Genomic DNA, 23,562 nt, shown 5'->3' with positions numbered 1-23,562 from the left:
AGCGAGAACATAGCCACGGCACCCGAGGTGGGAGTCGCGTCGGCGAGTGTTGACGACCAGTTCCTGAACGAGCTCGTGGCTCGGGCTCGGGCTCGGGCTCAGGCCGACGGCCTGCAGCTGACGGGCGAGGGCGGCCTGCTGCAGCAGCTGACGAAGCGGCTGCTGGAGTCCGCTCTCGAGGGTGAGATGAGCGATCACCTCGGCTATGACCGGCACGATCCGGCCGGGAAGAACGGTGACAACTCCCGCAACGGGAAACGCTCCAAGACGGTCGTCACGGACGTCGGGTCGGTCGAGATCGAGGTTCCCCGGGACCGGGAGGGCTCGTTCGAGCCGCAAATCGTCAAGAAGCGTCAGCGTCGGCTGACGGGCGTTGACGAGATGGTGCTGTCGCTGTCCGCGAAGGGCCTCACCCACGCCCCGAGTGGCGGCACAGCCCTCGCGCCGCGCGCCGACGAACGCGCCCAAGCCCTCCAGTTGCTCACCGACCCCGCCTGACCGGCATGAGCACCGATGAACTGGACGCGCTGAAAGCCAAGTTGGCCCCCGCCCAGGCAGCCGCGGCTGAACAACACCGCTACGTGCTCCGCAAAGGGCGACGCGTCGCCACCACCGGCCGCAGCCGATCACTGCTCTCCGATGCGGACGAAGTCCTGCTCACCGTCACCTACGCCAAGTCTGTCCACAGAAGGTGATGGGCGACCTGCTCGGGATGAATCCCGTCACCATCGGGCACGGCATCAAGGCCACCCGGAAGCTGCTGGACGAACGGAAAATCAGCATCACGCCCACCGTCGTGCGCTACTTCACCCGCGCCGAGGACCTCCGAGCCTGAGTCACCGGCAGCGGCCCGGCCGAGCACGCTCCCGCGACACTGACCCGCCAGGCGCTGACGGACCCGATTCTGACCGGTATGGGTCACGAGGCACTGCATGCCCTGCTCGAAGAATTGATCGTGCCCTATGCCGCCGCGATCGAAGAGCGCCGCCACCGCCAGCGCGGCGGCAACCGGCGCCCGGGCACCCGCGGCGGCGTCTTCCGGCAGAAGATCACCGACGGCGACCGGATCCTCGCCACGATCCTCTACCGCCGCCGCGTCTGCGGCCTCGACGCTCTCGCCGAGCTGTTCGGCGTCTGCCGCAGCACACTGTGGAACGCGATCCGTGATGTCCTGCCGATCCTCGATGCCCGCCACACCGACATCACTCCCGCCGACCACCGCCACCCCACCGCAGCCGACCTGCTCACCTCCGTCGGCGCCGATAAGCACCAGGTTGTTTCTTGACGGCTTCACGGTGAACGACACAGGTCTGGACGATCGTCGCAGGCCAGACCGTGTTCGCCGAACTCACACCGGCAAGAGAAGACTCCGAACCGCCCGAGACGAATACCTCCTACCAGGCCATCGTGCAGGCCTTCAACCAGTACCCCGACCAGGAGTTCCGAGCCCGCGAGCTGCACGAACTCCTCGGCATGCCCACTGACGAGGCCGCCGTCAACGTCACCCGCGCCCGCCTCGGACGCCTCACCCGCCAAGGCTGCCTCACCCAACCCGGACGAGGCCGCTACGAGAAACGGACTTAACGTCCACTGAGTTCGCTGCAGAACCAAGTCGAGTCACAGGCGTCGTCACCCCAAAACCGTCCCTCGCGCCCGACATTTCAGGCAGGATTGGAGCCTGCCAGGTCAAAGCGACTGAGGATCGACGGAGGAGCGCGTTGTGCGGCTGGAGCTTCGAGTGGAGGACGGTGGCGAGGGTAGGGATCTCGCGCGCTGGCTTCGGAATGACCCGATTGCCTCTCATGCCCAGTTCAGTGCACTGCCTGCCGAACCCGAACAGGGCGAGATGGGAGTCGGCGATGTCGTACAGGTCGTCCTGGACGACGTCTCGGGGCTCGGTGGCCTTGCCATCGCAGTCGTCGCGTGGCGGGACGCCAGGCGTCAGGGCCGGAACAGGGCCACCCCCACAGTTCGGATCCACTACAGGGATGCGACGGTCGACATTACCCACGACGACCCGGCCGAGGTCCGTCGCATCGTCGACACGCTGACGGCGTCCGGTGACGACACCGTCGACGAGGGTGCAGCGGGCTCGTGACCATGCCGGACCCGGCCGGTTCCCGGGCGATCCTCATCGGAGTGCACAATGCCGTCGACGGCCTGAGCATGAGCGCGCTCCCCGCGGTGGAGCGGAACCTGGCCGCCATGCGCCGCATACTCACTGACGGCACGGTGTGGAACCTGCCGGACCAGCACTGCTTCTCGGTACCGGAACCCGCCTACCCTCATGAGGTCCTGAACGAGGTGCAGCGCGCAGCCACCGAAGCGACCGACACACTGCTCCTCTACTACGCCGGCCACGGATTGTTGGTGGGCGACTCGCAGGACCTGCACTTGGCACTCACGGGCGTAGACCACGAGGACGATTGCCTGAGCTACGCCAGGGTGCGGACCCGGCTGCGACAGTCCGGAAGCCGGGCCCGGCGCACCGTGGTGATCCTGGATTGCTGCTACAGCGGCAAGGCCTTGAGCGGCGAGATGGGCACCGCGGCGGAGGAAGATCAGGGGAGGGTGTCGGCAGAACAGCAGGAACTGGCCAAGCTGGTGGCTGACAAGGCAGACATTGAGGGCGTCTGCGTGCTCACGGCCTCCGCCGCCACCCGCAAGGCGCTCTCGCCTGTGGGTGAGCAGTACAGCGCCTTCACCGGTGCGCTCCTTCACGTGCTGAGCCACGGAGTACCAGGTGGTTCGGAGTACCTCGACATGACCGCGATCTTTAGCGCCGTCAAGGCGCGGCTCGCCCTGCGCCCGGACTTGCCGGTCCCACAGTTCGGCACTCGTGAGCACGGCGCTGAAATCGTGCTTGCGCCGAACCGCGCGTACCACCCGCTGGAGCCACCGGACCGGGAGGCCGACGGCAGTACGGAGGCGCGCCCCGAACATGCTGTGCTCATTGCCGACCGCGGCCCCGCACTCGTGGCCGCCACGGGCGGGATGAGGAAGCGCAACCCTGAGATCCCTGGCAGCCCCTCGTGGCCGGAGCCTGCGTCCACGCCGCCCGGCTCGCTCCCTTCGGGGGTCACCGAAGCCCTGTCCCAGTTGCGCTTGGCCATGAAGAAGGACATCCGTGCTCGGGTGGAGGCACAAGAGCTGAACCGGCCGAAGCCCCTGGCACTGCGCTGGCAGGACCGAACCGCCCTGTTCCTCGGCCCGAGCCGGCCTGGCTCCGCCGCCTACACGGCGAAGCCTCTGGCAGGTGAGCTGAAGGCGTACAGTGCGGACGACCTCGGAGCCAGCGGGCTGGCCCAGGTCTTTACTGCCGAGGGCCCGCAGCATCTCGTCATCCTCGGGGCTGCGGGGAGCGGCAAGACGACCCTGGCCACTCTTCTCGCACGGGAGCTGCTCAAGGAACACAACGCGGTGCCCGTACTGGTATCGGTGGCCGGTTGGGATCCCGGCGAGCTGACCTCACCCGTTGAGGACGATTCAGCGACCGACTCCCACCAGCGCACCACCCGAGGTCGCACAGCCGAGGATTTCAGCACCTGGTTCGCTCGCCGCATTGCGGAGATCTGCCCGAGCGTCAAAGCCTACTGCGATCCGATGGACCTGCCACACGTCTCCCAGGTTATCCCCGTCCTCGACGGCCTCGACGAGATGCCCCCTCATCTGTACGCTGCGGCGATCACCCAACTGGACCGGTTCGACGGCAGGTTCGTCCTGACCTGCCGCAGTGCTGAGTTCGAAAGGGCGATCGGGCGCGTCATCCTGTCCAAGGCCCGGGGCATCGAGATCAAACGCGTAGAGCCTGAGGCAGCCATCCGCTACCTGGCCGGCCGGGAGCTCAACGCCCGGCAAGACCGATGGAAGGAGATCAGTAAGGCCCTTCGCTCCCAGAAGGAGGGTCCGGTCGCCGACGTGCTCTCCACCCCGCTGATGATCTCGCTGGCCTGGAAGGCCTACGAACGAACGGACACCAGCCCATCCGAACTCGTTGACTTGGGCGACGGGGCGACGATCAAGCACCATCTGCTGAGCCGGTACCTGACATCTGTCTACTCCAAGCCCCGCGAGTTCCGTCGTGCCTCTCGATGGCTGACCTTCCTTGCCGGCGAGATGGGGCGCCGCCAGGGCCGGGACCCAGAAATCTACTGGTGGCGGCTGGCCCGCGCGGTTCCCCACTGGGTGATCGTTTTGTTGCATGCCCTATCGGCCGTCGTCGTCGGGGCCGGGGTCGGATGGCTCAGCGTTGCCGTCGGTGAGGACTCCCAGCCTCTTGTTCCTGCGCTGTTCGCCGGCGCTGTGGCCGGTGGATTCGTGGGCTCGCTGTCGGGGCTGATTGCGGGACGGACGGTCCATGCGACCGAGACGCCGCGCTCAAGCGCAGGTGCCGTGGCACTCGCCAGCGTGCGTCGCGCAGTTGGTGCCGCTGCCGTGACCTGCGCGTTGAGCGCAGTGCTGCTTCTTGGGTTGCTCTTTGCTCTGCCGTCCGAGGCCGCCATCATCAACCACACGCTGTGGGAGTGGTGGGCGGACCTGCTGGTCAATCAGTTCAATGAGGTGGTAGGTCTCAGCGCCTACACGGTGCTCGGTATCGGGGCCGCAGTTGTCGCCACGCTGCTGGACTTGGCGCACAGTGGCGCTCCCCGTCACAGTGCGCCTCGTCTCGCCGGCCTGTTACCCGCGTTGGCCCGGGCACTCGGGATCGGCGTCCTGGTGGCTCTGGCTCTGCCCGCCATCACGGCGGCGGTGACGGGAAGCGTGGACCCGGGGGAAGTCTTCTATCCGTGCTTGGTGCTGGCCTCGGTCGTCACCGTGGCACTCGGGCTGGGGCGATGGCTCGCAAAGCCGATCGTCGCCGTCGAGGACCGCTCCCCGGTATCCGTCCTGCGGACCGATCGCAACGCTACGCTGATCATCGCCGGGGTAACGGGCGCCGTTGCGACACTCGTGGTCGCGGGCCTCATGGCGGGGAAGTCGGGTGCGGGCACTACGAGCATCGCATTCGGGGCCGGCATCGCGACAATCGCCGCATACGGCTCCGGCTCCGCATGGATCACCTTCGTCCTCGCTCGCGCATGGTTGATCGCCCGGGGTAAAGTGCCTGTCCGCCTGCTTCGAGCACTTCGCAGAGCTCAGGAGGCGGGGGTGCTGCGACCAGCAGGCGCCGCTTACCAATTCCGCCACGACGAGGTACGGAAACATCTCGCTCTTGCCTACGAGCGCAGCGAAGCCCCGTCCTCCACGACCGCCCGGTCGTCCAAGACCGGAGGCACTCGGCCCAGGCTGTCTCGTAGGCCCCGGCTGGACGCAGCCGCCCGATGTTCGGCAGCCCTGGTCGCCATGGGCTCTCTCGTGGGCGCCTCACTGTTCGTACGGTCGCAGGCCGTCGGTCAGGTCTACTCGGTCCCCGGACGTGCATCCGATGTCTCCGACCTGTGCCTCTCGCCGGACGGCAGCTACCTTGCCGTGGCTGAGTACGGCCTCGAACAGCCGTGGATCTACCGTATTGCCGATCATCAGGCCATCATCGAACCCGGTTCGCCGTCGTCGGAAGACTCGACGGCGAACCTCGCCTGCGACGGCGACAGCAGATCGGTGGTCTTCGCCGGCGAAGACGGAACAGTGCAGCGCTACGACCTCGCAACAGGTCGGTCGGCGGATCTGCCTGCTGCCAACATGCTGCCGGTAAAGTCGTATGGAAGTCCCCGGATTGCACTGAGCCCAGCCCAGGGGCTCCTGGTAATCGGGACCAGCACTCAGAGCGGCGACACCGCGATCGTCGTCGGGGGCCTAGACTCGCGGCGCGCAGCCACCCTGGAAACGACCTCCGAAGTATCGTACTCCAATCTGACGCTCAGTCCGGCCGAGCGGGTCCTGGCGAGCCTGGGCAGCGAGGGGCGTGTCTGGCTTTGGGACCTGCGAAAACCCCAGCCGAGCCCTGTCCCCCTTCAGGAGGACCTGGTCGGAGTAAAGGACTTGGCGTTCGCCCAAGATGGCACGACGCTGGCCACGGTTGGACCCGGCAAGGAAGTACGACTGTGGGATATCCAAACCCAAAAGTTGATCTCGCACTGGTCCGAGCGAGACACGGTGAGTCAGGTCGCCATCAGCCCCCGGGGCGACACTCTCGCTGTCGGAGACGAGTCCGGCAACATACGTGTCTGGGACCTGCGTAGCAGGCCGTACTCCGTCAAGGCCACACTCCCTGTCGGCGACAGCGGCTTCATGGTCATGGCCTTCGATGGCGATGGCCGCACCTTGGCTACCGCAAACCTGGGCAGCGACGTGACGGTGTGGTCACTGCCGTAGCCGGGCTCCGGTAGTGAGCCCTTTCCAACCTGCCGGTATGGTCAGGTAGTTGGCGTGACAGACGAGTGAAGCGCCTGGTAGACGGGTTCACGACCAAGATCACCCGCTCCGCCACAGGCTTCACATGCTTGTCTACCCGTCCGGACTGGACCTGTCCAGCTCCGCATCTTCGTTTCCTCACCGCGCGTCTCCGTGAACGTCGCCGCGCGATCGGCAGCCGGTGGCGCCGGCTGAACGCCGGCCGACAGGGCTCACCCTCGCCCACTTGCGCAACGGGCATCCGTACGCCCAGCTCGCGGCCGGATTCGGCATCGGGACCACGACCGCCTACCGCTACGTCAGCGAGGCCGTGCAGGTCCTGGCCGACCCGGCAGGCCGACTGCTGTGGTCCTCACCGGCACTGCCCGGCGCGACCCACGACGTCCGCGCCGCCCGCGAGCACGGCATCATCGGCACCCTCGCCGAGGCCGGCATCAAGTGCTGTGAGTTACGAGCACCCTTGGGCCGGGCGCCGCTTCCCGGTCGGCTGGTGAGCACACGGCGAGTTGGAGTACCACCCTGGGGGCCCTGGCCTGGTCGCGAATTTCGTCGCAGACACTTCCCTGTACGCGGGCCGGTACCGGCACCCAGTTCGCTTCGCTTCGTGCGCATTCGAACCGAGATGCACCCCATCGACATCCCGAAGTTCAGGGAGGAAGGCTGACGGAGCCGCACTCCTGGGCAGCACCGCTGGTCTGGCAGTCCGGAATGTCAGCGATATAGTGTATTACTTTCGTTCAACATTTGCCCCCACAGGTACTCCAGGCCAGCCAGGGCGTTTGCATGATGTGAGGCAAGTTTAGGGCTGCATGGCGGCCCGAGTGGCTCGTGCACGTGTCGGCGCCGCAAGCGGGGCAGGCGGCCGATCCGATGGCGCCGGGCTCGGGGGACACATGGCGCGTGGACGCGGTCAGCGGACAGGTGTACGACGGCACCGGGGTGCCGGCGAGGACTGAATGACACATGCCGCTGTGCTGGGAGTGCACGGGCGGCGTCGCCTCCAGGGGTGAACGGCGGTCCCCGCGCCCAGGGCGCGGCACTCGGATGCCTCGGCCTGTGCCCCGTCTCCCCAGGGCCCGATCACGACGCCGACACCCCGCGCGGCCGCGCGACCGGTCTCCCGTACCAGCGTCTGGCGGGGCTGCTCTCTGCGAGGAGACACAGCAGCGGGTGGAAGCCGAAGCCGCCCTCGTAGGTCGGGCGGCCTGCTCGTTCTCGGAGTCGCAGGCCACCAGCGTGGCGTCGAGGTCCACCACCAGGCCGGGAAGTTCTCGGCCGCCGGCCCGGACAACAGGTATGCCCTCGCCGACCTCGGCGGCCTGCATCCAGGGCGCACGCGAAGGCGCCCTGCCTCGACGGTCCCGATCCTGCGCGACGGGTGCGGCCCGGGGACCGCTACACGCCCTGGGGCACCCCGCCGCAACACCGTTAGGGCCCATCGCGACGAACGCCTCATCGTGCTCGCAGGCGCCGTGCACGTCCTGACCGTCCCGCCCCGACCATCAGGTCAGCAGCGCCCCCTCTCGACGACGGCCGAACGCTGGTTCTGGATCACTTTCCGTGCCAGTGCCACGGAGGGTCACCACGGCCGCAATCATGGACGGCCTCACGCTGCGAGGAGGACTCGCTTGCGGAGCAGGTCGAAGTTGGCGCGGCCGAACATCTGCCGCTTCAGCATCTTGATCTTGTTGTTGTGGCCCTCGACCGCGCCAGAGCTGTAGGGCAGGCTGAGCCCGGCGACCACGGCGTCGAGGTCCTGGCCAAGGCCGTTGACGAAGCCATGCAGGGCGGGCAGGTCGTCAGCCTGCACGTGCTCTATCCACTGACTGAGGTCGCGGCCCCGGCGATCGTTCATCAACTCGGCGAAGGCGCGAATGTGTTCGGCGGTTCTGACGAGGGCGGGGCAGCGGGCGAGGATCTGCTTGAGCCGCTGGGCCTGGTCGTCGTCGAGGCGGTCGGGGCGGCGGGTGATCCAACTGGTCACGTTGCGCACGGACGGCGCTTTGCGGGGCGGATCGTCGTGCGGGAAGGCTTCACGGAGCCGCTGCACGTACTTCTTCACCACGCTCTCGCCGCCGGGATAGCCGCGCTCGCCAAGTTCCTCGAACAGTCGGCGGGCGACGGTGCAGCCTTCGGCCCACCGCTGATGCAGGTAGGGCTTATATGGGTCGAGGATGCTGGTCCGGCGCGTCCACCGTCCGACCAGGAGCTCGTCCGCGGTGGCCGCATTGGCGAGCCGACGGACGGTGTTGCGGGCCAGGCCGAGTTGGCGGGCGATCGGCCGCAGCCCGAGCGCCTCACTCAGCAGGGCGTGGACTGCTGCGTGCTGTTCGCGTATCCGGTCGGACAAACGGCCCGATTGTCGTGGCTCATCGGGGGACCGCGGCGCAGGCTCCGGCTCCATGGGCTCGGCGGCGCGGACCGGGGCAGTGTTCTCCGGATCGCGCAGCAGGGCGCGGTGCTGGATGACCGTCTTCTCGACGGCCTCGGCCAGGTTTTTCCAGATGTGCCACCGGTCCGCGACGTGAATCGCGTCCGGGGCGCCGAGTCGTCCGGCTTCGGCGTATGCGGTGGACCGGTCACGGCAGATCACCTCGACGCCGGGATGGTCCGTGAGCCAGGCGGCCACCGTCGTGTGGGCCCGGTCGGGCAGCAGGTCAACCGGACGGCGCGTGTCGATGTCCACCAGGATCGTGCCGTAGTTGTGTCCCTTGCGCAGAGCGAACTCGTCCACTCCGAGCACCCGCGGCGTGTGCACTTCCGGCTCAGGCAGGCGGCGTATCAGCCGTAGGAGCGTCGACCGGCTCGCCCCGACCGTGAGCGATTCCGCCAGGCGGGCGCCGGCCCGGTCCGCCAGCATCACCGCTACCCGTTGCAGTACTGTCTGCAGCCCGCTGCTTCGCCTCCCATGCCGGAAGGTCAGCCCGTCGACCTGCTCGGCGAACGTGGCCTGCCGACAGGCACGGTCACGGCAGCGGAACCGCCGGACCTGTAACTCGATCACCACTGGACGCGCGACGACTGCGGTGTCGGCGAGGCGTCGTACGTGCCGGCTGTGCACTCGGCCCGACGCCGTCCCACAGCCAGGACACGCAGCCCGCTCCGCCGATGCACGGGCCCGCACGACCACCAACTCGCCGTCAGCCACAACGCTTTGGATCACAACGCCTTCGACCCGGTGGAACCACAGGTCCTGGAGGAGAACATCACGCACGGCCGTCCATGATTGCGGCCGTGGTGACCCTCCGTGGCACTGGCACGGAAAGTGATCCAGAACCACGATTGAGCCGACGCCGACACCCCCGGCTCTGCCAGTCGCGTGAACCGCCGTCACTCGAGACGGCTCACAGCGCCCGGAACGGCTTCGCGTCGGCCCATTCCCAGTACTGATCACCCTGAAGCCGCACACCCGTCCGGATCACCCGCTCGACGTCCTCGAGCGTGCTACTCCTGGCCGGCGGCACATCGATCGCCAGATGACGGTCTCCGCTCCACTCGCAGGACAGACCGCGGCTGCGCACGGCCGCCGAGATGCGAGCGACCCGGTCCATGCTCTCCGCCGCATCCCCCACGTCCGGCAGCACAGCCCTGCGGACTCTGTGACCCGAGGCGGCAAGCACAGCGGTCACCCAGTGCCCCGCGTCAACGGCGACCTCGTCCAGCAACGCCACGCCGTAGACCCGGAACGGAACGCACTGCAACCGATAGCGTCCGGAAACCAGCGGCTCGAGCCACACCTGCTCCACCAACCCGGAAACCCCGAACGGCGCCAGATCGACATTCGCAATACAGTTCCGGACTCCGATGCCTACGGGATCCTCGTGAGTCAGGTACTGAATCTCGGCCATACCACTCCCCATGCCCGTGCAACAGTCCATCCCGCCCGGTACGACACCTCACCGGGAGAGCTGCAGCGGCGCCCTCCGCCGGCACGCCGCAACGATCTGGACGGACGCCCTCTCCAGGCCGCCGACCAGCCACATCGTCACACAGCCCCTTCCCTTGTGCGCCTGACGATCGCCCGCCCGAAGCCGAGCACCGGGCCTGCTCCCGAAGCCCCCGACGAAGCGGCACGAACCGCTCAGGCGCGCACAGTCGTCAGCCGCGCACGAAACCGGCCGGACGCCTGAAGGATTCCTCAGGATGAGGCGAAGAACCCATAGGGTTCCAGCCTCTGCCCGGCGCCGCCCAGCCACTCGCCCGCATCGGGATCAAAAGGCACCGGTACATCCCCCTCAGCCTCCGCGATGAAGGGCATGTCCACCGTGTCCCAGACGAACGCATGAAGGAAGGCGGCGAAACCGCCGTCGAAACGGGCCAGGTCCGATCCGCGGCCCGGCCGCCCCGCGATGGTCCAACGGTCCGGGTCGTCGCCGGCCGTCACCCAGTACAGTCCGTCACCGCCCGTCGTGAACCCCCAGGGAAGCCACCCTCCGGGCTCGGGCAGGAGCGGCACACGAGGCGCCGATCCCGTCACCCCAGCCCGGACACGTGCATTCCGGCGCTCCTGAGCGAGATGCGCGGCCAACTCGGTGTTGCTGTTCGCGACTCCAGGCACGCAGACGATCAGGTATTCGTCGAACCCTCCCGGTCCGAACCAGTACACGTACTCCTTGTAGTCCGACGGAAGCCGGACCCCCAGGGCAGACTCGGCACGGTCCCAGTCGACGTGGAAGCGGCGCGGGGCGGTCAGCCCCGCATCCCGGGCCAGCCGCTCAACCCTCACCGTGCCACTCCCTTCCCACCCCTGATGCGCGCCGTGAACACCGGACGCTCATCCGGCCGGTGCGGGCACTCTAGGCGGCACCTTCGGACCCGCGGCATCCGGGCCCCCGACCCCGTGCGGCGGGCAGCGGGCAGCGGGCAGCGGGCAGCGGGCAGCGGGCAGCGGGCAGCGGGCAGCGGGCAGCGGGCAGCGGGCAGCGGGAAAGTACGGGCCACACTGTCCCGCCGTCATGACCGGGCAGTCAGACCAAACACCGAGGTCCGGCGTTCCGCCTGCCCTGCCTGGTGCCCGCACACCGGCGAAGCCTTCACCCCCACCGACCAGCACAGCACGTCCACGGCCAGGCACCTCTTCCTGCCCGGCACCTTGTTCGCGGCGTCCCGGCCCGCGGTCGTGGCCGGGACTCCTGCAAAGGCGTGGATGCTCTGCGTGTCCAGGGCCACCAGACTCGGGTCGGCTCATCGCTTCCGCTTCTCCCGCCGCTGCCAGCGCAGCAGGTCATGAATGTCCTGGCCGGTGCCCCTCGTCGCGCCAGAGACAGAAGTAGTACTTCACCGCTCCGGGCGGGGCATGTCATGGGAAAGGAACCCCCCATGACACCCCGTGCGGTTCTGGTAGAGGATCGCGTTCACGATCTCCCGCATCGCGTACTTGCCCTAATGCCCGCTGACCGGCGGATGCCGGGCCTTTGATGCCGTGATCACGGGTTCGACGAGCTCCCGCTCTCGTCGGTGAGATCGCTCGGGTAAGGCTCGCGGATGCTCATGCCATAACTCAGGCGAACCCCGAACTCCTGACCGGCAGCGATGCCTCAACGTCACACCGTCGAGCGATGACAAGACCGACGGACCGCCACATCCCGCACTCTGACAGCCGTCATCGCAGGAAAGCGGCATGTGGTGTGGGTACCGCGGCTTCTGCCGTTGGCCGCGAGGTCCCGCTGATGCGATCGTGGCATGGTACGCACGCAGCACATCGAAAAAGGGGTAGCACTGCTGTGCCGGACTCCAGCCCCCTCGAGCTCATCCGCCTGGCAGATGAGGAGCAGAGCGTCTCCCTGCGCATCATTGAAGGGATGAGCTTCTCCGGCTCCGACCGGTTTGATGCCCTCCGCGCAGAGATCGTTCTGAGCACCGCATTCGTCAGTGGTCGCGTCGAGCTGTACGTCAACACGTACGACCTCGACAGCTGGGCCGAAGCACTCGACTCGGTTGAGGCCGGACGGAAGGCGACCTGGCTGGAGAGCGGACGCTCACCACGGATCATGATCGACCCCACAGAGCACACCGAGAGCGGGTGCACAGAGGTGAGCATCTACGACGTCACGGGCTCGCAGGTTCTCGTGACCGTGCCCATTGCGACGCAGCCCGATTGGGCCGAGAAGCACCGTCGCCTGCTTGCAACGGTCAAAAACCGCTACCCGCTCCAGATGTGAGACGTCGCGGGAGGGCAGCGTGAAGCCCCTCCCCCGACGTCCGCTATGGCCCCGTCAGCGCGTTTTTCCCAACGATGGACTCGTTTGTTCCCCCGCTACCGAACGCATACAGCTGGGTCTCGTACGGAATGGGGGCATCGCCCTCGTACCGAGGAACACACAGGTAGTAGATGCGTTCACCGGCGATGCCTTCGGCGTCGCACCACCCCGCTGACCCGCTCCCAGAGATCGAGCCACACGAGCCCCGACCCGGGGTGGACATGAACCACCCGCACGCCCGGCCACTCCGGCATACAGTCGCCGCTGGCCTTCCGGTCATAACCGTCCCGGCAGTAGAAGACCGCGTCGCAGGCGAAAGGCAACAAGGCGCGGCACAGCGCGTGCGCGGCGGCGAGGACGGAGACGGCATCCTGCTGCCGGCCCCGCCGACCCTGCCCCTGGTCCGCGAAGCGCTCCACACCCCTGGCTCCCTCCCAGCGCCGACTGGGGTCCCCACCCGAGCGACCGGACGCCCGCTGAGGACAGGCGACCGATCACCGCCGCGACTGCGGCGCCGAGCGCCGTAGCAGCCGCCGAGTCGGCGTAAGTACCGGCTATGGATCCCGAACGAAAGCGTGCCGCACGCTGGGCAGGCCGCCGCATCGCCCGCCACCCCGCCCTGAACGCCAAAGTCGAAAAGGTACGCGGCGACCGCTTCCGCGCCGAGGCGCTCATCACCGACCTGGTCCATCACGCCACCACCTGCCGCCCACCCGACCCGGGAGTCGCCTGTGCCGACGACGGGTCGAATTCATCGCCTTTGAGGAGCAGGTCCGCGCAGCCCTTCGGAAACCGCCGCGCAAGGAGCCCGACCTGGCGCGGCGGGCCGGGCGGGCACCGTGCGACAGCTGCGCTACCGGCAAGTGCACCCGCGAGACCGTCTACGCGATCACGGACCTGACCTCGTCCGAAGCCTCCCCGCAGCGGATGTCCCAGCTGGCCCGGTCACAGTGGACGATCGAGAACCGGCTCCATCACGTCCGCGACACCACCTTCGCCGAGGACGCCTCGAAGATCCGCACCAGCCAAGGATCGGCCAGCCTGGCCACCCTCCGCTACCTTGCGATCAACGCACTGCGAGACGCGGGGCACCGCAACATCGCCGCTGGACTCCGCGAGGCGTACTACGAACCGTTCAACCGACCGCTCAAGCTTCTGGGCATCAGCTGACGAGCACCCAACAAGATCACCGCGACTTTGAATCAACCTTGACCGCCCGCCCGCGGCCGAGTTCCGGTCGGTGCAGCACTCGAGCCGCGGTCACGAGTGGTAGGTAATATTTACTACCACTATGCCCGGACTCAGCTCGTCAATATAGGGGTTGAAGAATTCGACGTACTCGTCATCCGTCAAGGAGTCTGGGGAGACCCATTCGCCGTCGAGGGTCAGGAGAGCGTCCCGCGCGAGGCTCTCAAAGGACTTGCGCCGCAGGAACCGTTCACGTCCGACGGCGAAGTCTCCCACCGCTCGCTGCCTGAAGCGGGCATGCAAGACGGGGTCTTCCAGCACCGCACGCATCAGGGGCTGAGCCGCGTAGCGTTGCCACGCTGGCCCTGGACGCCGGTCCGTTGCTTCCGGCTCCTCGGTGATGAAGTCTCCAGAGTCCGAGCGGGAGGAAAGTCTGCGGAAAGACATCGACGTTGCAGACCTCGTCCAAGTCCTCGCCGTCGCTGGGCAGGAACGACGCCTCGAAACCCTCCATATGGACCCGATACCAGGGCTCGTCCCACCCTCGCTCGATCGGTTCAGACGATGTGCTGCGGCTCATCGCGCGAGTGTCCCTGGTCGGGGCATCGATCTCAACCGAGATCCTCTGCCCTGCTGCCGCTGCCCGCGGCCAGAGCTGGGGACGTTCGTCCGTACGCAACTGGGGAGAAAAGTCCGTACGCCGACATGGGCCTCCGGCCTTCGGGTCCGGCATGACTTCCCCCCTTGTTGTTGATGATCCGGGGGGTGGTGTCACCGGGTCCGGAGGCATCGACGGACCCGGTGATGAGGGGCTTGAGTACCGGTTTCACCCGAGCCGGAAGAGCTCTCCGTAACGTGGATGTGGCAGCTCGGTGCCCAGGCAAGGCCGGACGAAAGCGTGATGGAGGGGCTGGCACGTGATCGACACCGGCGACATCGACGTCTTCCTCGGCCTGGACGTCGGCAAGGGCGAACACCACGCCACCGCTGTCACCCCGGTCGGCAAGAAAGCCTTCGACAAGCGGCTGTCCAACACCGAGCCCAAGCTCCGCGAACTGTTCGCCAAACTCCAGGCCAAGCACGGAACGGTACTGGTCGTGGTCGACCAGCCCGCCTCCATCGGGGCCCTGCCGCTGGCAGTCGCCCGGGACATGGGCTGCCCGCTCGCCTACCTGCCGGGCCTGACGATGCGGCGGATCGCCGACCTCTATCCCGGCGAGGCCAAGACGGACGCGAAGGACGCGTTCATCATCGCGGACGCGGCCCGCGCGATGCCCCACACGCTGCGGCCGATCGACGGCGAGGACGAGACGATCGCCGAGCTGGAGATGATCGTCGGCTTCGACGACGACCTGGCCGGCGAGGCGACCCGGGTCGCGAACCGGCTGCACGGCCTGCTGACGCAGATGCACCCGTCGCTGGAAGGAGTGCTGGGGCCGCGGTTGCAGCACCCGGCCGTCCTCACGCTGCTGGAACGGTTCGGGTCCCCGGCCCAGATACGCAAGGCCGGCAGGCGGCGCCTGGTCACGCTGCTGCGGCCGAAGGCGCCGAGGATGGCCGAGCGGCTGGTCGAGGAGATCTTCGCCGCCCTGGACGAGCAGACCGTCACCGTTCCGGGACCGAGGCGGCCGCGTTGATCGTCCCGAGCCTGGCCGCCTCGCTGACAGCCGTGCTCGACCAGCGGAAACTGCTGGCCGGGCGGATCGAGGAACTGCTGGAGGCCCACCCTCTTTCCAAGGTCCTGACCTCGATGCCGGGAGTCGGCGTCAGGACCGGAGCCAGGATCCTGATCGAGGTCGGCGACGGCAGCACCTTCCCGACCGCCGGCCACCTCGCCGCCTACGCAGGACTCGCCCCGGCGACCCGGAGCTCGGGCTCATCGATCCGTGGCGAACAGCCCTCCCGGAGAGGAAACAAGCAGCTCAAACGGGCCTTCTTCCTCTCCGCGTTCGCCGCCCTGGGTGATCCAGTCTCCCGGGCCTACTACGACAAGAAGATCGCCCAAGGGAAGCACCACACCCAGGCCCTGCTCTGCCTCGCCAGACGCCGGGCCGACGTCCTGTTCGCCATGCTCCGCGACGGAACCTTCTACATACCCCGGACATCCGGAGCGATGTGAAGGCAGCCAATCCCGTCAGCGGACCCCTACATCTGGTGGACCTCCACGGAGAACCCTTCTGCCAGTACGGAGTTCAGGTGCTCCGCATGCGCACCCAGCCATTGGCGAGCGCCAGAGAACTGTGCCGTCAGTTCGACGAGCACGTAGTCCTTGGAACCATCCGTCGACCCACCACAGACACAGCAACGCAGGCGCTCGCTCACCACGCCCGTCCACTCCGGTCCGTCCCCGCCCACTGCCACCGCCTCATCAGCATCCACGGGGCACATCGTTCCAGACGCCCTGAAACAGCACCCATCCACCTTGACCAAAGAGATAGGGGCACCCCCGGACAGCCAGCGGAAACCGCTACCACGCCCTGAACGTCACAAAGCAATGATGACAAGGGTTTCCCTCTTGCCGCCGGGCTCCAGATCCGATGTCTGGAGCCCGGGAGTTTGGGCACCTGAGGAAACGTCATGATCGATTGGCGCAGCGAAGCTCATCCCTTGAACCCTTAATGAGCCAATACCAGAGAGTCCCGTCTCATATCGAGCCATGCCTCACCGCCGCCTGTAACCAGGTCAACCCGCAGTGCTGCAACGATTACACGACATCACCCTTCCGAGTCAACAATAAGTTCATCTAGCCTGTCCACAGAAGCGGACTCACCGAGATCTTGAGCGGCGTTCACCAATCGTTCGTAGTACGCGGACGTAATGGGGAGTTCATCCTCGTAGATCCACGAACACATGGTATGGAAAGCCAACTCCTCCTCTCCCACTCGCATCAGGTGCAGCACATCACTGATGACCCCCTCTGAGACCAGAGGAGAATCTTCGAGGAGCTGCGCAATCACAGCCCTCACACGCTCGTATTTTTCCACAACCGCACACTCTATTTCGAGGTAGGAAATCCAGTTAGAATCCTGTCAGTTAGAGGCTCATACCTCACCTCTATTCGCACACCACGGACCGTTCCGAAGATGGCCTGAATAGCGGGTTCACCCTTTCTCGTGCGCAGGGTTCTCGCCGCATGTCTCGCAGAGCCAGTCTTCCATGTATACGTACTATTCGGATTAGTGGCGACATCGGCGATGGCATCGAGGATGTCATCGTCACTCCACCCTTCAGGGAAGTGTGAATTGCCAGGTTCGCCGCCGTGACGGTGCCCGTTGAGGATGTGATCGATGCGATCTTCGGGGACCAGGGCACGCCCAGTTCCACAGCTACTGTTGTGAACTAGAACCGGCGTAACCCCCGCCAGCACATAGTACGTGTGCAAACCCGCCACGGTCAGGTCGTACGTCTGCCCGGACTTGCGCAAGTGCTCAGCGTTCTCGACGAGTGCGGTCTTGCCGTCGGCTGTGCGCAGGGTCGCCCCCGCCGTGAGGTCACCGGCGTTGACCCATCCGTTTTGGCTGGGGCTCCAGAAGGGGTGGTGGTCGGTGGCGGTGATGCTGGAGTCGCCGTCGGGTGTGCTGATCGTGAGTTGCGTGTAGTGCTTGTCGTCGTCCTTGATGATGGTCGCGACGACTTCTCGTGCTTCTGTTTGGCCGGTTTCCGGATCGGTCGCGAGGACCATGTCCCCGACGTCGACCTGATCGATCGGCTTGCGGGATCCGTCGGCCATCGCGACCAGCGTGCCGGCGACGAAGCTGTGCCTTATCGGACAGACTGCCAAGGCCGCCGCGTCGGCGTGCTTGCCCTTCCTCAGGAGATTGGCCGTCTTCGCGATCTTCCCGACGGGGATGAGGCCGGCCACGGTCCACAGGCAGCCGCGGACACTGCCGTGGACGCAGTCGATCGCGTCTTGGATGCCGAGCAGTTCCAGGAGTGCCTGCGGGCCGCCGGGTCGGATCCAGCCCAAGTCATGTGCGGCGGCGCAGACGGGGCCGCTGGGTTCCATATTGCACTGGCCTTCTGACCATCTCATCACCTGTGCCTGGTAGTCACCGCGCATGCTCTCGTACCCGGCCCAGGTGTCCAGCTGCTTCTGCGTCGGCACCTCTCTGTCGGCCAGAAAGATGGGTGCGGGCTCGCCGTTGTCCTGGTTCGCGGTGGCGCCTCCACCTCCGCCTCCGGAAGCAGGGGTGGAGCGTACGGTGCCGTCAGGGTTGAGTCCGCCGTTGGGGTCGCCTTGGGTGCCGCCGTCGGGGCGGGTCCAGCCGTTGCCGTCGTTGCAGCTGTCGCACCACAGGCCGCTCGGATCACTGCCGGTGATGGGGTTGTTGTTGCTGTAGGCGTATCCGTTGATCTGCTGTGGATCGGTGAGATCCATGATCGGGTCAACGGATATGAATCGGGCTGTCGTGGGATCGTATTCGCGGGCTCCGAGGTGGGTCAGGCCGGTGGTCTGGCTGTCGTCGGTGCCTCCGACGTATCCCTTGGTGCCGGTCCAGCTGCCGGTCGGGGTGCCGCGGTCGCCGCCGAAGGGCAGGGTGCGGCGCTGGGAGAGTGCCAGATCGGTCGTCTTGATCTGCAGCTGGCCGGTGGCGAGGTGGTCGGCGAGGGTGATGGTGATGGAGCCGTCGTCGGACTGGACGGCCTGGTTGCCGCTGCCGAGGTCGATGTAGCGGGTCGCCTTGGTCGTGGTGGCGCCCTTGGGCAGCACGACCTCGGTGTTGCCGACGTACAGGGTCGTCTCGTTGGGGCCGCGGGCGATCAGCCGGTTGCCCTCGGTGTCGTATACGTACTCGGTGACCTCGGCCGGCTTGCCCTCGACGGGCTGGGTGACCTTGGTGACATGCCCCTCAGCGTCCCACTGCAGCGTCTGGGTGGTGCCGCTGATGACGCGGTCGGTGGTGTTGCCCGTGTTGTCGTAGAGGTAGCTGGTCTTCGAGGTGCTGCCGTTCGGGCCCTGCTCGTTCACCTCTGTGAGCGTGTGCGGCTGCGGGCCGTCGGCAGGCGGGTAGACGTAGGAGCGGGTGGTGTTCTTGGTGGTGTCGCCGCTCGGGTCGTGCAGGGTCTCGGTCTTTCGGTTGCCCGTCTTGTCGTAGGTGTAGGACTGCCAGTACGGCGCCACGCCACCGACGGCGGTCGTCGACGGGGTGGCCGAGCAGGCGGTGTCGCCCTCGGTCCACGCCTCCGTCAGACGGCGCAGGTGGTCGTAGGTGAAGCACTGGGTGTCGGTACCGTCACGGGACACGTCGGTGATCGACCGGATACCGCCCACTTGGTCGTAGTCGAACGTGCTGTGCCGGTCGACGCCCGCGACATCCTGCCGGTCCACACGGGTGGTGGCCAGGCGCTGGGTACCCCACTCGTAGGTGTTGGTCACCCAGGCCTTCTTCGCGCCCGCTGCGGTGGATCCGTAGGCGTACTGCAGTGGCTTGCCGGTGTTGGAGTAGGTCGTGTCGGCCTGGTATCCGTTGCCGAGGATCGACACCGGACGCAGCGCGGAGTCGTAGCTGTAGCTGTACGCGCCGCCGGGCAAGGAGCCCGCCGCCGAGTACGACACACCCGAGAGCAGGCCCGAGATGTTGTAGCTGGTACCCGCCTGGTAGGTGCCGGCAAGGGCGCCTTCGCTCGTCGGGATCGTCACAGCTGTGCGCACCGGCCGGTACAGCTGGTCGTACATCGTGACTGCGCTGGTGTACTCGTCGCCGTCCGCGTCGTACCGCGTCGCCGAGGCCAGGCGGCCCTTGGCACCGGCGACAGTGTCGTACGTCCACTTCGCGCGCAGTTTGCCGGTGGCGCTGGTGTCGCGCAGCTCGGTCTGACGGCCGAGGAGGTCGTAGACCCGGTGCAGGACCCGGTTTTCGGAGTCCTTGGTGGTGATGAGCTGGCCGCGGTCGTCGTACGTGCTGAGGGTGTCGCCCTGGTCGGGGTCTGTGGCCTTGGTCTGGTTGCCGAGCAGGTCGTAGTAGTAGTACCAGTCGTTGCCCGCCGGGTCGGTGACCTGGGACAGCTGGCCGGACGGCGTGTACTTGTACTTGGTCGCGTCGTAGGTGGCGGTGGCGCTGCGCGTGTGGTGCTGGCGCAACTCGACGACCCGGCCGCGGACGTCGGTCAGTGTGGTGGTGGCGGTGCCGCCCGTGGGCGGGATGACCGTGGTGCGATCGGCGTTGTAGGTGGTCGTCGTGGTGCCGAGGTCGGCGCCGCCGTCACCGTTGCCGGCGATCCTCTTGGTGGAGGTCTCGCGGTTCAGGCCGTCGTAGGTGTGCCAGGTCTGCGTTTCCACGCTCAGCGCGTCGGCCGGCTTGAACAGCTCCCGGTTCGGGGCGCCGGTGGTGTAGTAGGGCGCGAACTTCCTGGTGGCCAGGCCGCGATCGTCGTAGAACGTGTCCGCGATCAGCCGGCCACCGTCGGGACCGATGTCCTGGCTCTGGCGGGCGCGCTGCAGGCCGTCGTACAGCGTGTACGAGGCGACCTGGGCGCCGCCGTTGTTCAGAGTGAGGGTGCGGACGGCGGTCGGTTTGCCCTCGTCGATGAAGTAGTCGAACTCGTACGACGGCGTCTGGCCGGTCTTGCGGTCGGCGAGCCAGACCTGGTCGGCGCGGCCCAGTGCGTCGTAGGTGAAGTTCTGGGATTTGCCGTTGGTGTCCGTCTCCTGTGCGGGCAGGCCGCGCAGGGCTTCCAGCGTTGTGGTGGTCGTGTGCGCGGTGGTCGAGTCTCCCGCCTTGGCCGGCGGCGTGGTCGTCGTGACCGTCGTTGGGAAGCCGGTGGCCGGGGTGTAGGAGATGGTGGTGGTCAGACCGTCGCTGCGCGCGGTGCGCACCGGCGCGGTCGTCTCGGTGGCGGTGAGGTCCGCCGTGATGTCGGTGGTCGACAGCGCCCGGCCGTAGGCGTCGAACGTGGTGCCGGTCTCGAGGTAGGTGCCGGTGGTACCGCTGTGCTTGGTCAGTTTGGCCGTCGCGGTTTCGTCGCCCTTCGTCGGCGCGGCACCGTAGGCACCGCCGTCGTAGGCGCTCCGTACTTCGGAGACGACCTGTTCCTTGCGGTCCGGCGTGGTCGCACACGAAACCGAGACCGTCTCCACCCGTGAGGACACGTTGAGGAGATTGGCGGTGGCGTTGGTGGCGTACGTGGTGCGGGTGCACAGGTCGTCGGTGGTGACGGACGTGTCGCCCTGGTCGTCCACCTGGGTGACGCGGCCGGCGACGGTGTCGTGTGCCGTGGCGGCCAAGGTGGTACGCCACTGGCTGCCCGCTCCGTCGTCCAGCGACGTCCAGGTCCGCGACTCGCCGGTGCCAGTGAAGTTCGCCGTCACTGTGCCCCAGGAGCGGACCTTCTTCGCGGTCTGGTGGTACCAGGGCCGCTGGACGGTCTTCGCCAGTATCTTCCCGCCCGGGCCGGAGTACGTGGCGGTCTTGTAGGTGTAGCCGGACGCCGATTCATGGTCGGTGATGGGGTCGCCTTCGCCGGTGTCCAGCGTGACGCTTACGGACTTCGTCCCGCCCGAGGAGTTCAGCCGGTCCCCGTGCATGCCGCGCAGGAAGTAGCTGTCCTGCTGCGTCTTCATGTACGCGGCGCCGCCCTGGCCGCCGGTCTTGACGCGGACGTGGCCGTAGCCGCGCCACTGCGACCAGGTCTTGTGCTTCTCCTTTGTCAGACCGTCATCGTCGTCGTAGTGCCAGGCCGCGCCGTCCAGATACTCGTAGGCGGTCACCGCGTCCGGCGCACCGCCGGTGCGGTCCGTGGCGGTGACGGAGGTGACGACGTACTTGTTGAACCAGTGCTGCTCCGGAGCCTGGGTGTCCGAGCCGCCGAGCATCTGCGGGAAGCAGCGCGTGGTGTTCGTCTCAGGGGTCGGGAGGGAGCCCGCGGTGCAGGCGGCAGCGGAGTAGTTGGCGTCGACCTGGCCGCCGTGCTCGTCGGCGACGGTGGACAGCCGCGCCTTGATGAACGGTGCGTAGCCGTCCCCCGTGGTGTCCATGCGGTTGGCCAGCTGGGTGTAGGCCAGCGTCGTCTTCGGCAGCGTGATCGGGGTAGAGCCGGTGTGGCCGGTGCGCTGGATGGAGTCCAGCAGCAGCTGGTAGTCGACGTCCGCCTGGCCCCAGCGGTGGGTCAGGGCCCAGGAGTCGACCTTGCTGTACGTCGTGCCGGTCAGGACGGAGGTGGCGATGCCGGTCAGCCGCTTGCGGGTCCAGAACGTCGGCGAGTACCGGCCCTGGTCACAATCCGTGCCCGCCGCGCAGTTCATGTCCCAGGGAGTGTCGTACCAGTAGAAGGAGTCCGTGGAGATCGACGAACACGTCGTGCTCGCGTTGGGTATGCAGCGCTCGGAACTGGTGAACTCCACCTTGGCCAGAGCCTGGCCGTAGAAGGCGCGCAGTCCGTACTCGGCCCTCTTCAGGTAGCCGCCCCGCACGTACGGGGTGTCGTCCGTGGCCTTGAGGTTACGGCCGTAGGAGTTGGTCTCCTTGGCGTAGTAGTACGTCATGAGGTTGCCGTGCGTGTCGACGACGGCGTCCAGGTTCCACCGCCACGCCTGCTGGCACCACGATGCCGCGAAGGTGCTGGCCTTGCACGGCTCGCCGGTGTCGTCGCCGAAGACCGGCACAGTCCACGACGAGTTCGTCTCCTCCTTGCCTTCGGCCCACCCGGAAGGCCGGTTGTAGCCGAAGTAGTAGCGCGTGCCGTCGGGGCCGGTCACCCGCCAGTACTCTCCGTCGTTGTCACCGTTGGCTAGTGATGTGTTGCGCAGCCGCTTGACGAGTGTGCCGTCGTCCTGCTTCAGCTTGAACTCGTCAGTCACCCCCGTGGGGACGAGCTCGCCGCCCTTGCCGTTAAAGGCGATGTAGGCGTTGTCGTAGCCCCAGCACAGATCAGCCGGCTTGTTGATCCCGTCGGCGGCCGTCTGCCCGTCGTCCGCGCAAGGCTTGTAGCGCCGCTCGATGAAGCCTGGCGACAGCTCGAAACCATCCCCGACCCACGAGGACTGGTTGTTGGTGTTACCGGTACGGCCGTCGACCGAACCGGAAGAATACGACAGGCCGACCTTCGGGGTGAGCCCGCCAGGCACCTCGGGCACCGGGATGTCGTGCGACCAGCTGAAGTCACCGGTGTTGAGGTTGGTGCTCCAGGTCGCCGACGGCGACAGCGGGGTCGCCTTGTAGTCGCCGGTCTTGCCCGCGTCCCCGGCGGCCGCAGCCAGCACAGTAGGCGAGCTGCTGCTCACCGACACCGATCGGGCGGTGAGGGTCTGCGCCTCGGTGTTGTTGTCCGTGGGCAGCGGGGTGGCGGTGCGGCACTTGGGGTTTGTCGGCGTCGTCAGCGCACAGGACGGCAGCTCCATCAGCGTCAGCCGGGAGGCGTAGGCGCCGCCGAACGCCTCGGCGAAGGAGGCGTACTTGACGGTGGCACCGACCGTGCCGGAGGACGCCTTGTCCTTGGCCTTCAGCGTGAACAGCATCCCGTCGACCCCGGCCTTCGCCGCGGCCTCACCGCTGAGAACCTTCGCCTCGATCGTGCCGCCGGTCGCCGACTTGGTCCGCTGCGCGGGGGTGTTCAGCGAGACCGGCAGCCCACTGGCCGCGACCGCCGGACCCGCCTTCGCGGCAGGCTCCTCGAGCCAGACAAGGGCCGAACCCGCCTCGGGCCAGTCGGCGTTCGGCGCCTCCCGGGGCGTCCGCGGCCCCTTCTGCACCGTCCGCGGCTTCAGCTTCGTGACGGACGTGCCCGCCACCGGCGTGTCCGGCTCGGACACCCCGGGGCGTCCCTTGCCCGCCGCCTCGGCGGTCGGCGCGAACGCCGTCGCCTGCAACAGCGTGGCGACCATCAC

Annotated in this window: 13 protein-coding genes and 4 pseudogenes; 9 read left to right on the top strand and 8 right to left on the bottom strand. The window is 67.3% G+C overall.

Going from position 1 to position 23,562, the window contains the following annotated elements; all coding sequences use genetic code 11:
• Positions 1 to 63 precede the first annotated feature (63 nt).
• The 6 genes and pseudogenes from ACZ6SQ_RS12995 to ACZ6SQ_RS12970 form a co-directional block, all read left to right on the top strand.
• Positions 64 to 414: pseudogene (locus tag ACZ6SQ_RS12995) on the top strand (transposase); the annotation flags it as partial.
• A pseudogene (locus ACZ6SQ_RS12990) lies at positions 400 to 1,285 on the top strand (helix-turn-helix domain-containing protein); the annotation flags it as partial. The pseudogenes ACZ6SQ_RS12995 and ACZ6SQ_RS12990, both read left to right, overlap by 15 nt.
• A 50-nt stretch (positions 1,286 to 1,335) precedes the next feature.
• Positions 1,336 to 1,584 (top strand): hypothetical protein, encoded by a 249-nt coding sequence (locus ACZ6SQ_RS12985; protein WP_469560218.1) that lies wholly within the window; start codon positions 1,336 to 1,338, stop codon positions 1,582 to 1,584.
• A 136-nt stretch (positions 1,585 to 1,720) separates the two neighbouring features.
• A complete protein-coding gene (locus ACZ6SQ_RS12980; protein ID WP_469560216.1) occupies positions 1,721 to 2,098 on the top strand; it encodes an effector-associated constant component EACC1 in 378 nt (125 codons plus the stop codon).
• A gap of 2 nt (positions 2,099 to 2,100) precedes the next feature.
• A complete protein-coding gene (locus ACZ6SQ_RS12975; RefSeq protein WP_469560272.1) occupies positions 2,101 to 6,312 on the top strand; it encodes a caspase, EACC1-associated type in 4,212 nt (1,403 codons plus the stop codon).
• A 124-nt stretch (positions 6,313 to 6,436) separates the two neighbouring features.
• A pseudogene (locus ACZ6SQ_RS12970) lies at positions 6,437 to 6,793 on the top strand (helix-turn-helix domain-containing protein); the annotation flags it as partial.
• A 1,164-nt stretch (positions 6,794 to 7,957) separates the two neighbouring features.
• Here the strand turns inward: ACZ6SQ_RS12970 and ACZ6SQ_RS12965 are convergent.
• The 3 genes from ACZ6SQ_RS12965 to ACZ6SQ_RS12955 form a co-directional block, all read right to left on the bottom strand.
• Positions 7,958 to 9,565, bottom strand: a complete 1,608-nt coding sequence (locus tag ACZ6SQ_RS12965) for an ISL3 family transposase (RefSeq protein WP_469560213.1) — start codon at positions 9,563 to 9,565, stop codon at positions 7,958 to 7,960.
• A 130-nt stretch (positions 9,566 to 9,695) separates the two neighbouring features.
• Positions 9,696 to 10,199 (bottom strand): DUF4265 domain-containing protein, encoded by a 504-nt coding sequence (locus ACZ6SQ_RS12960; protein ID WP_469560210.1) that lies wholly within the window; start codon positions 10,197 to 10,199, stop codon positions 9,696 to 9,698.
• Positions 10,200 to 10,489: 290 nt separating this feature from the next.
• Positions 10,490 to 11,077, bottom strand: coding sequence for an SMI1/KNR4 family protein (locus tag ACZ6SQ_RS12955; RefSeq protein WP_469560207.1), 588 nt, complete (start codon positions 11,075 to 11,077; stop codon positions 10,490 to 10,492).
• A 997-nt stretch (positions 11,078 to 12,074) separates the two neighbouring features.
• Here ACZ6SQ_RS12955 and ACZ6SQ_RS12950 point away from each other — a divergent pair.
• Positions 12,075 to 12,512 (top strand): DUF5959 family protein, encoded by a 438-nt coding sequence (locus ACZ6SQ_RS12950; protein ID WP_469560204.1) that lies wholly within the window; start codon positions 12,075 to 12,077, stop codon positions 12,510 to 12,512.
• A gap of 176 nt (positions 12,513 to 12,688) precedes the next feature.
• On the opposite strand, the gene ACZ6SQ_RS12945 is transcribed toward ACZ6SQ_RS12950, so the two are convergent.
• Positions 12,689 to 12,970, bottom strand: a complete 282-nt coding sequence (locus ACZ6SQ_RS12945) for a hypothetical protein (RefSeq protein WP_469560201.1) — start codon at positions 12,968 to 12,970, stop codon at positions 12,689 to 12,691.
• A 166-nt stretch (positions 12,971 to 13,136) separates the two neighbouring features.
• Here ACZ6SQ_RS12945 and ACZ6SQ_RS12940 point away from each other — a divergent pair, with 166 nt between their 5' ends.
• Positions 13,137 to 13,721 (top strand): transposase, encoded by a 585-nt coding sequence (locus ACZ6SQ_RS12940; protein WP_469560269.1) that lies wholly within the window; start codon positions 13,137 to 13,139, stop codon positions 13,719 to 13,721.
• Between the two features lie 90 nt (positions 13,722 to 13,811).
• On the opposite strand, the gene ACZ6SQ_RS12935 is transcribed toward ACZ6SQ_RS12940, so the two are convergent.
• Positions 13,812 to 14,186, bottom strand: a complete 375-nt coding sequence (locus ACZ6SQ_RS12935) for a hypothetical protein (RefSeq protein ID WP_469560277.1) — start codon at positions 14,184 to 14,186, stop codon at positions 13,812 to 13,814.
• A gap of 470 nt (positions 14,187 to 14,656) precedes the next feature.
• Between ACZ6SQ_RS12935 and ACZ6SQ_RS12930 the strand changes: the two are divergent.
• Positions 14,657 to 15,858 (top strand): annotated as a pseudogene (locus ACZ6SQ_RS12930) (IS110 family RNA-guided transposase).
• 26 nt (positions 15,859 to 15,884) lie between these two features.
• Here the strand turns inward: ACZ6SQ_RS12930 and ACZ6SQ_RS12925 are convergent.
• The 3 genes from ACZ6SQ_RS12925 to ACZ6SQ_RS12915 form a co-directional block, all read right to left on the bottom strand.
• A complete protein-coding gene (locus tag ACZ6SQ_RS12925; RefSeq protein ID WP_469560198.1) occupies positions 15,885 to 16,118 on the bottom strand; it encodes a hypothetical protein in 234 nt (77 codons plus the stop codon).
• A 335-nt stretch (positions 16,119 to 16,453) separates the two neighbouring features.
• Entirely contained in the window at positions 16,454 to 16,723 is a 270-nt protein-coding gene (locus ACZ6SQ_RS12920) for a MafI family immunity protein (protein ID WP_469560196.1), read from the bottom strand.
• Positions 16,724 to 16,734: 11 nt separating this feature from the next.
• On the bottom strand, positions 16,735 to 23,559 hold the full coding sequence (locus tag ACZ6SQ_RS12915; protein ID WP_469560192.1) for a polymorphic toxin-type HINT domain-containing protein: 6,825 nt from the start codon (positions 23,557 to 23,559) through the stop codon (positions 16,735 to 16,737).
• Positions 23,560 to 23,562: the final 3 nt, after the last annotated feature.

It is taken from the genome of Streptomyces sp. NPDC048600, assembly GCF_055587025.1.
Note: the sequence above shows the minus strand (reverse complement) of the source record. Positions and strands in the feature narration are given on the sequence as shown.

Bases quoted from the DNA above. Each gene is read 5' to 3' on its own strand.
- ACZ6SQ_RS12975 (WP_469560272.1), top strand. From the start codon at position 2,101: ATGCCGGACCCGGCCGGTTCCCGGGCGATCCTCATCGGAGTGCACAAT.
- ACZ6SQ_RS12960 (WP_469560210.1), bottom strand. From the start codon at position 10,199: ATGGCCGAGATTCAGTACCTGACTCACGAGGATCCCGTAGGCATCGGA.
- ACZ6SQ_RS12935 (WP_469560277.1), bottom strand. From the start codon at position 14,186: ATGTCTTTCCGCAGACTTTCCTCCCGCTCGGACTCTGGAGACTTCATC.
- ACZ6SQ_RS12915 (WP_469560192.1), bottom strand. From the start codon at position 23,559: ATGGTCGCCACGCTGTTGCAGGCGACGGCGTTCGCGCCGACCGCCGAG.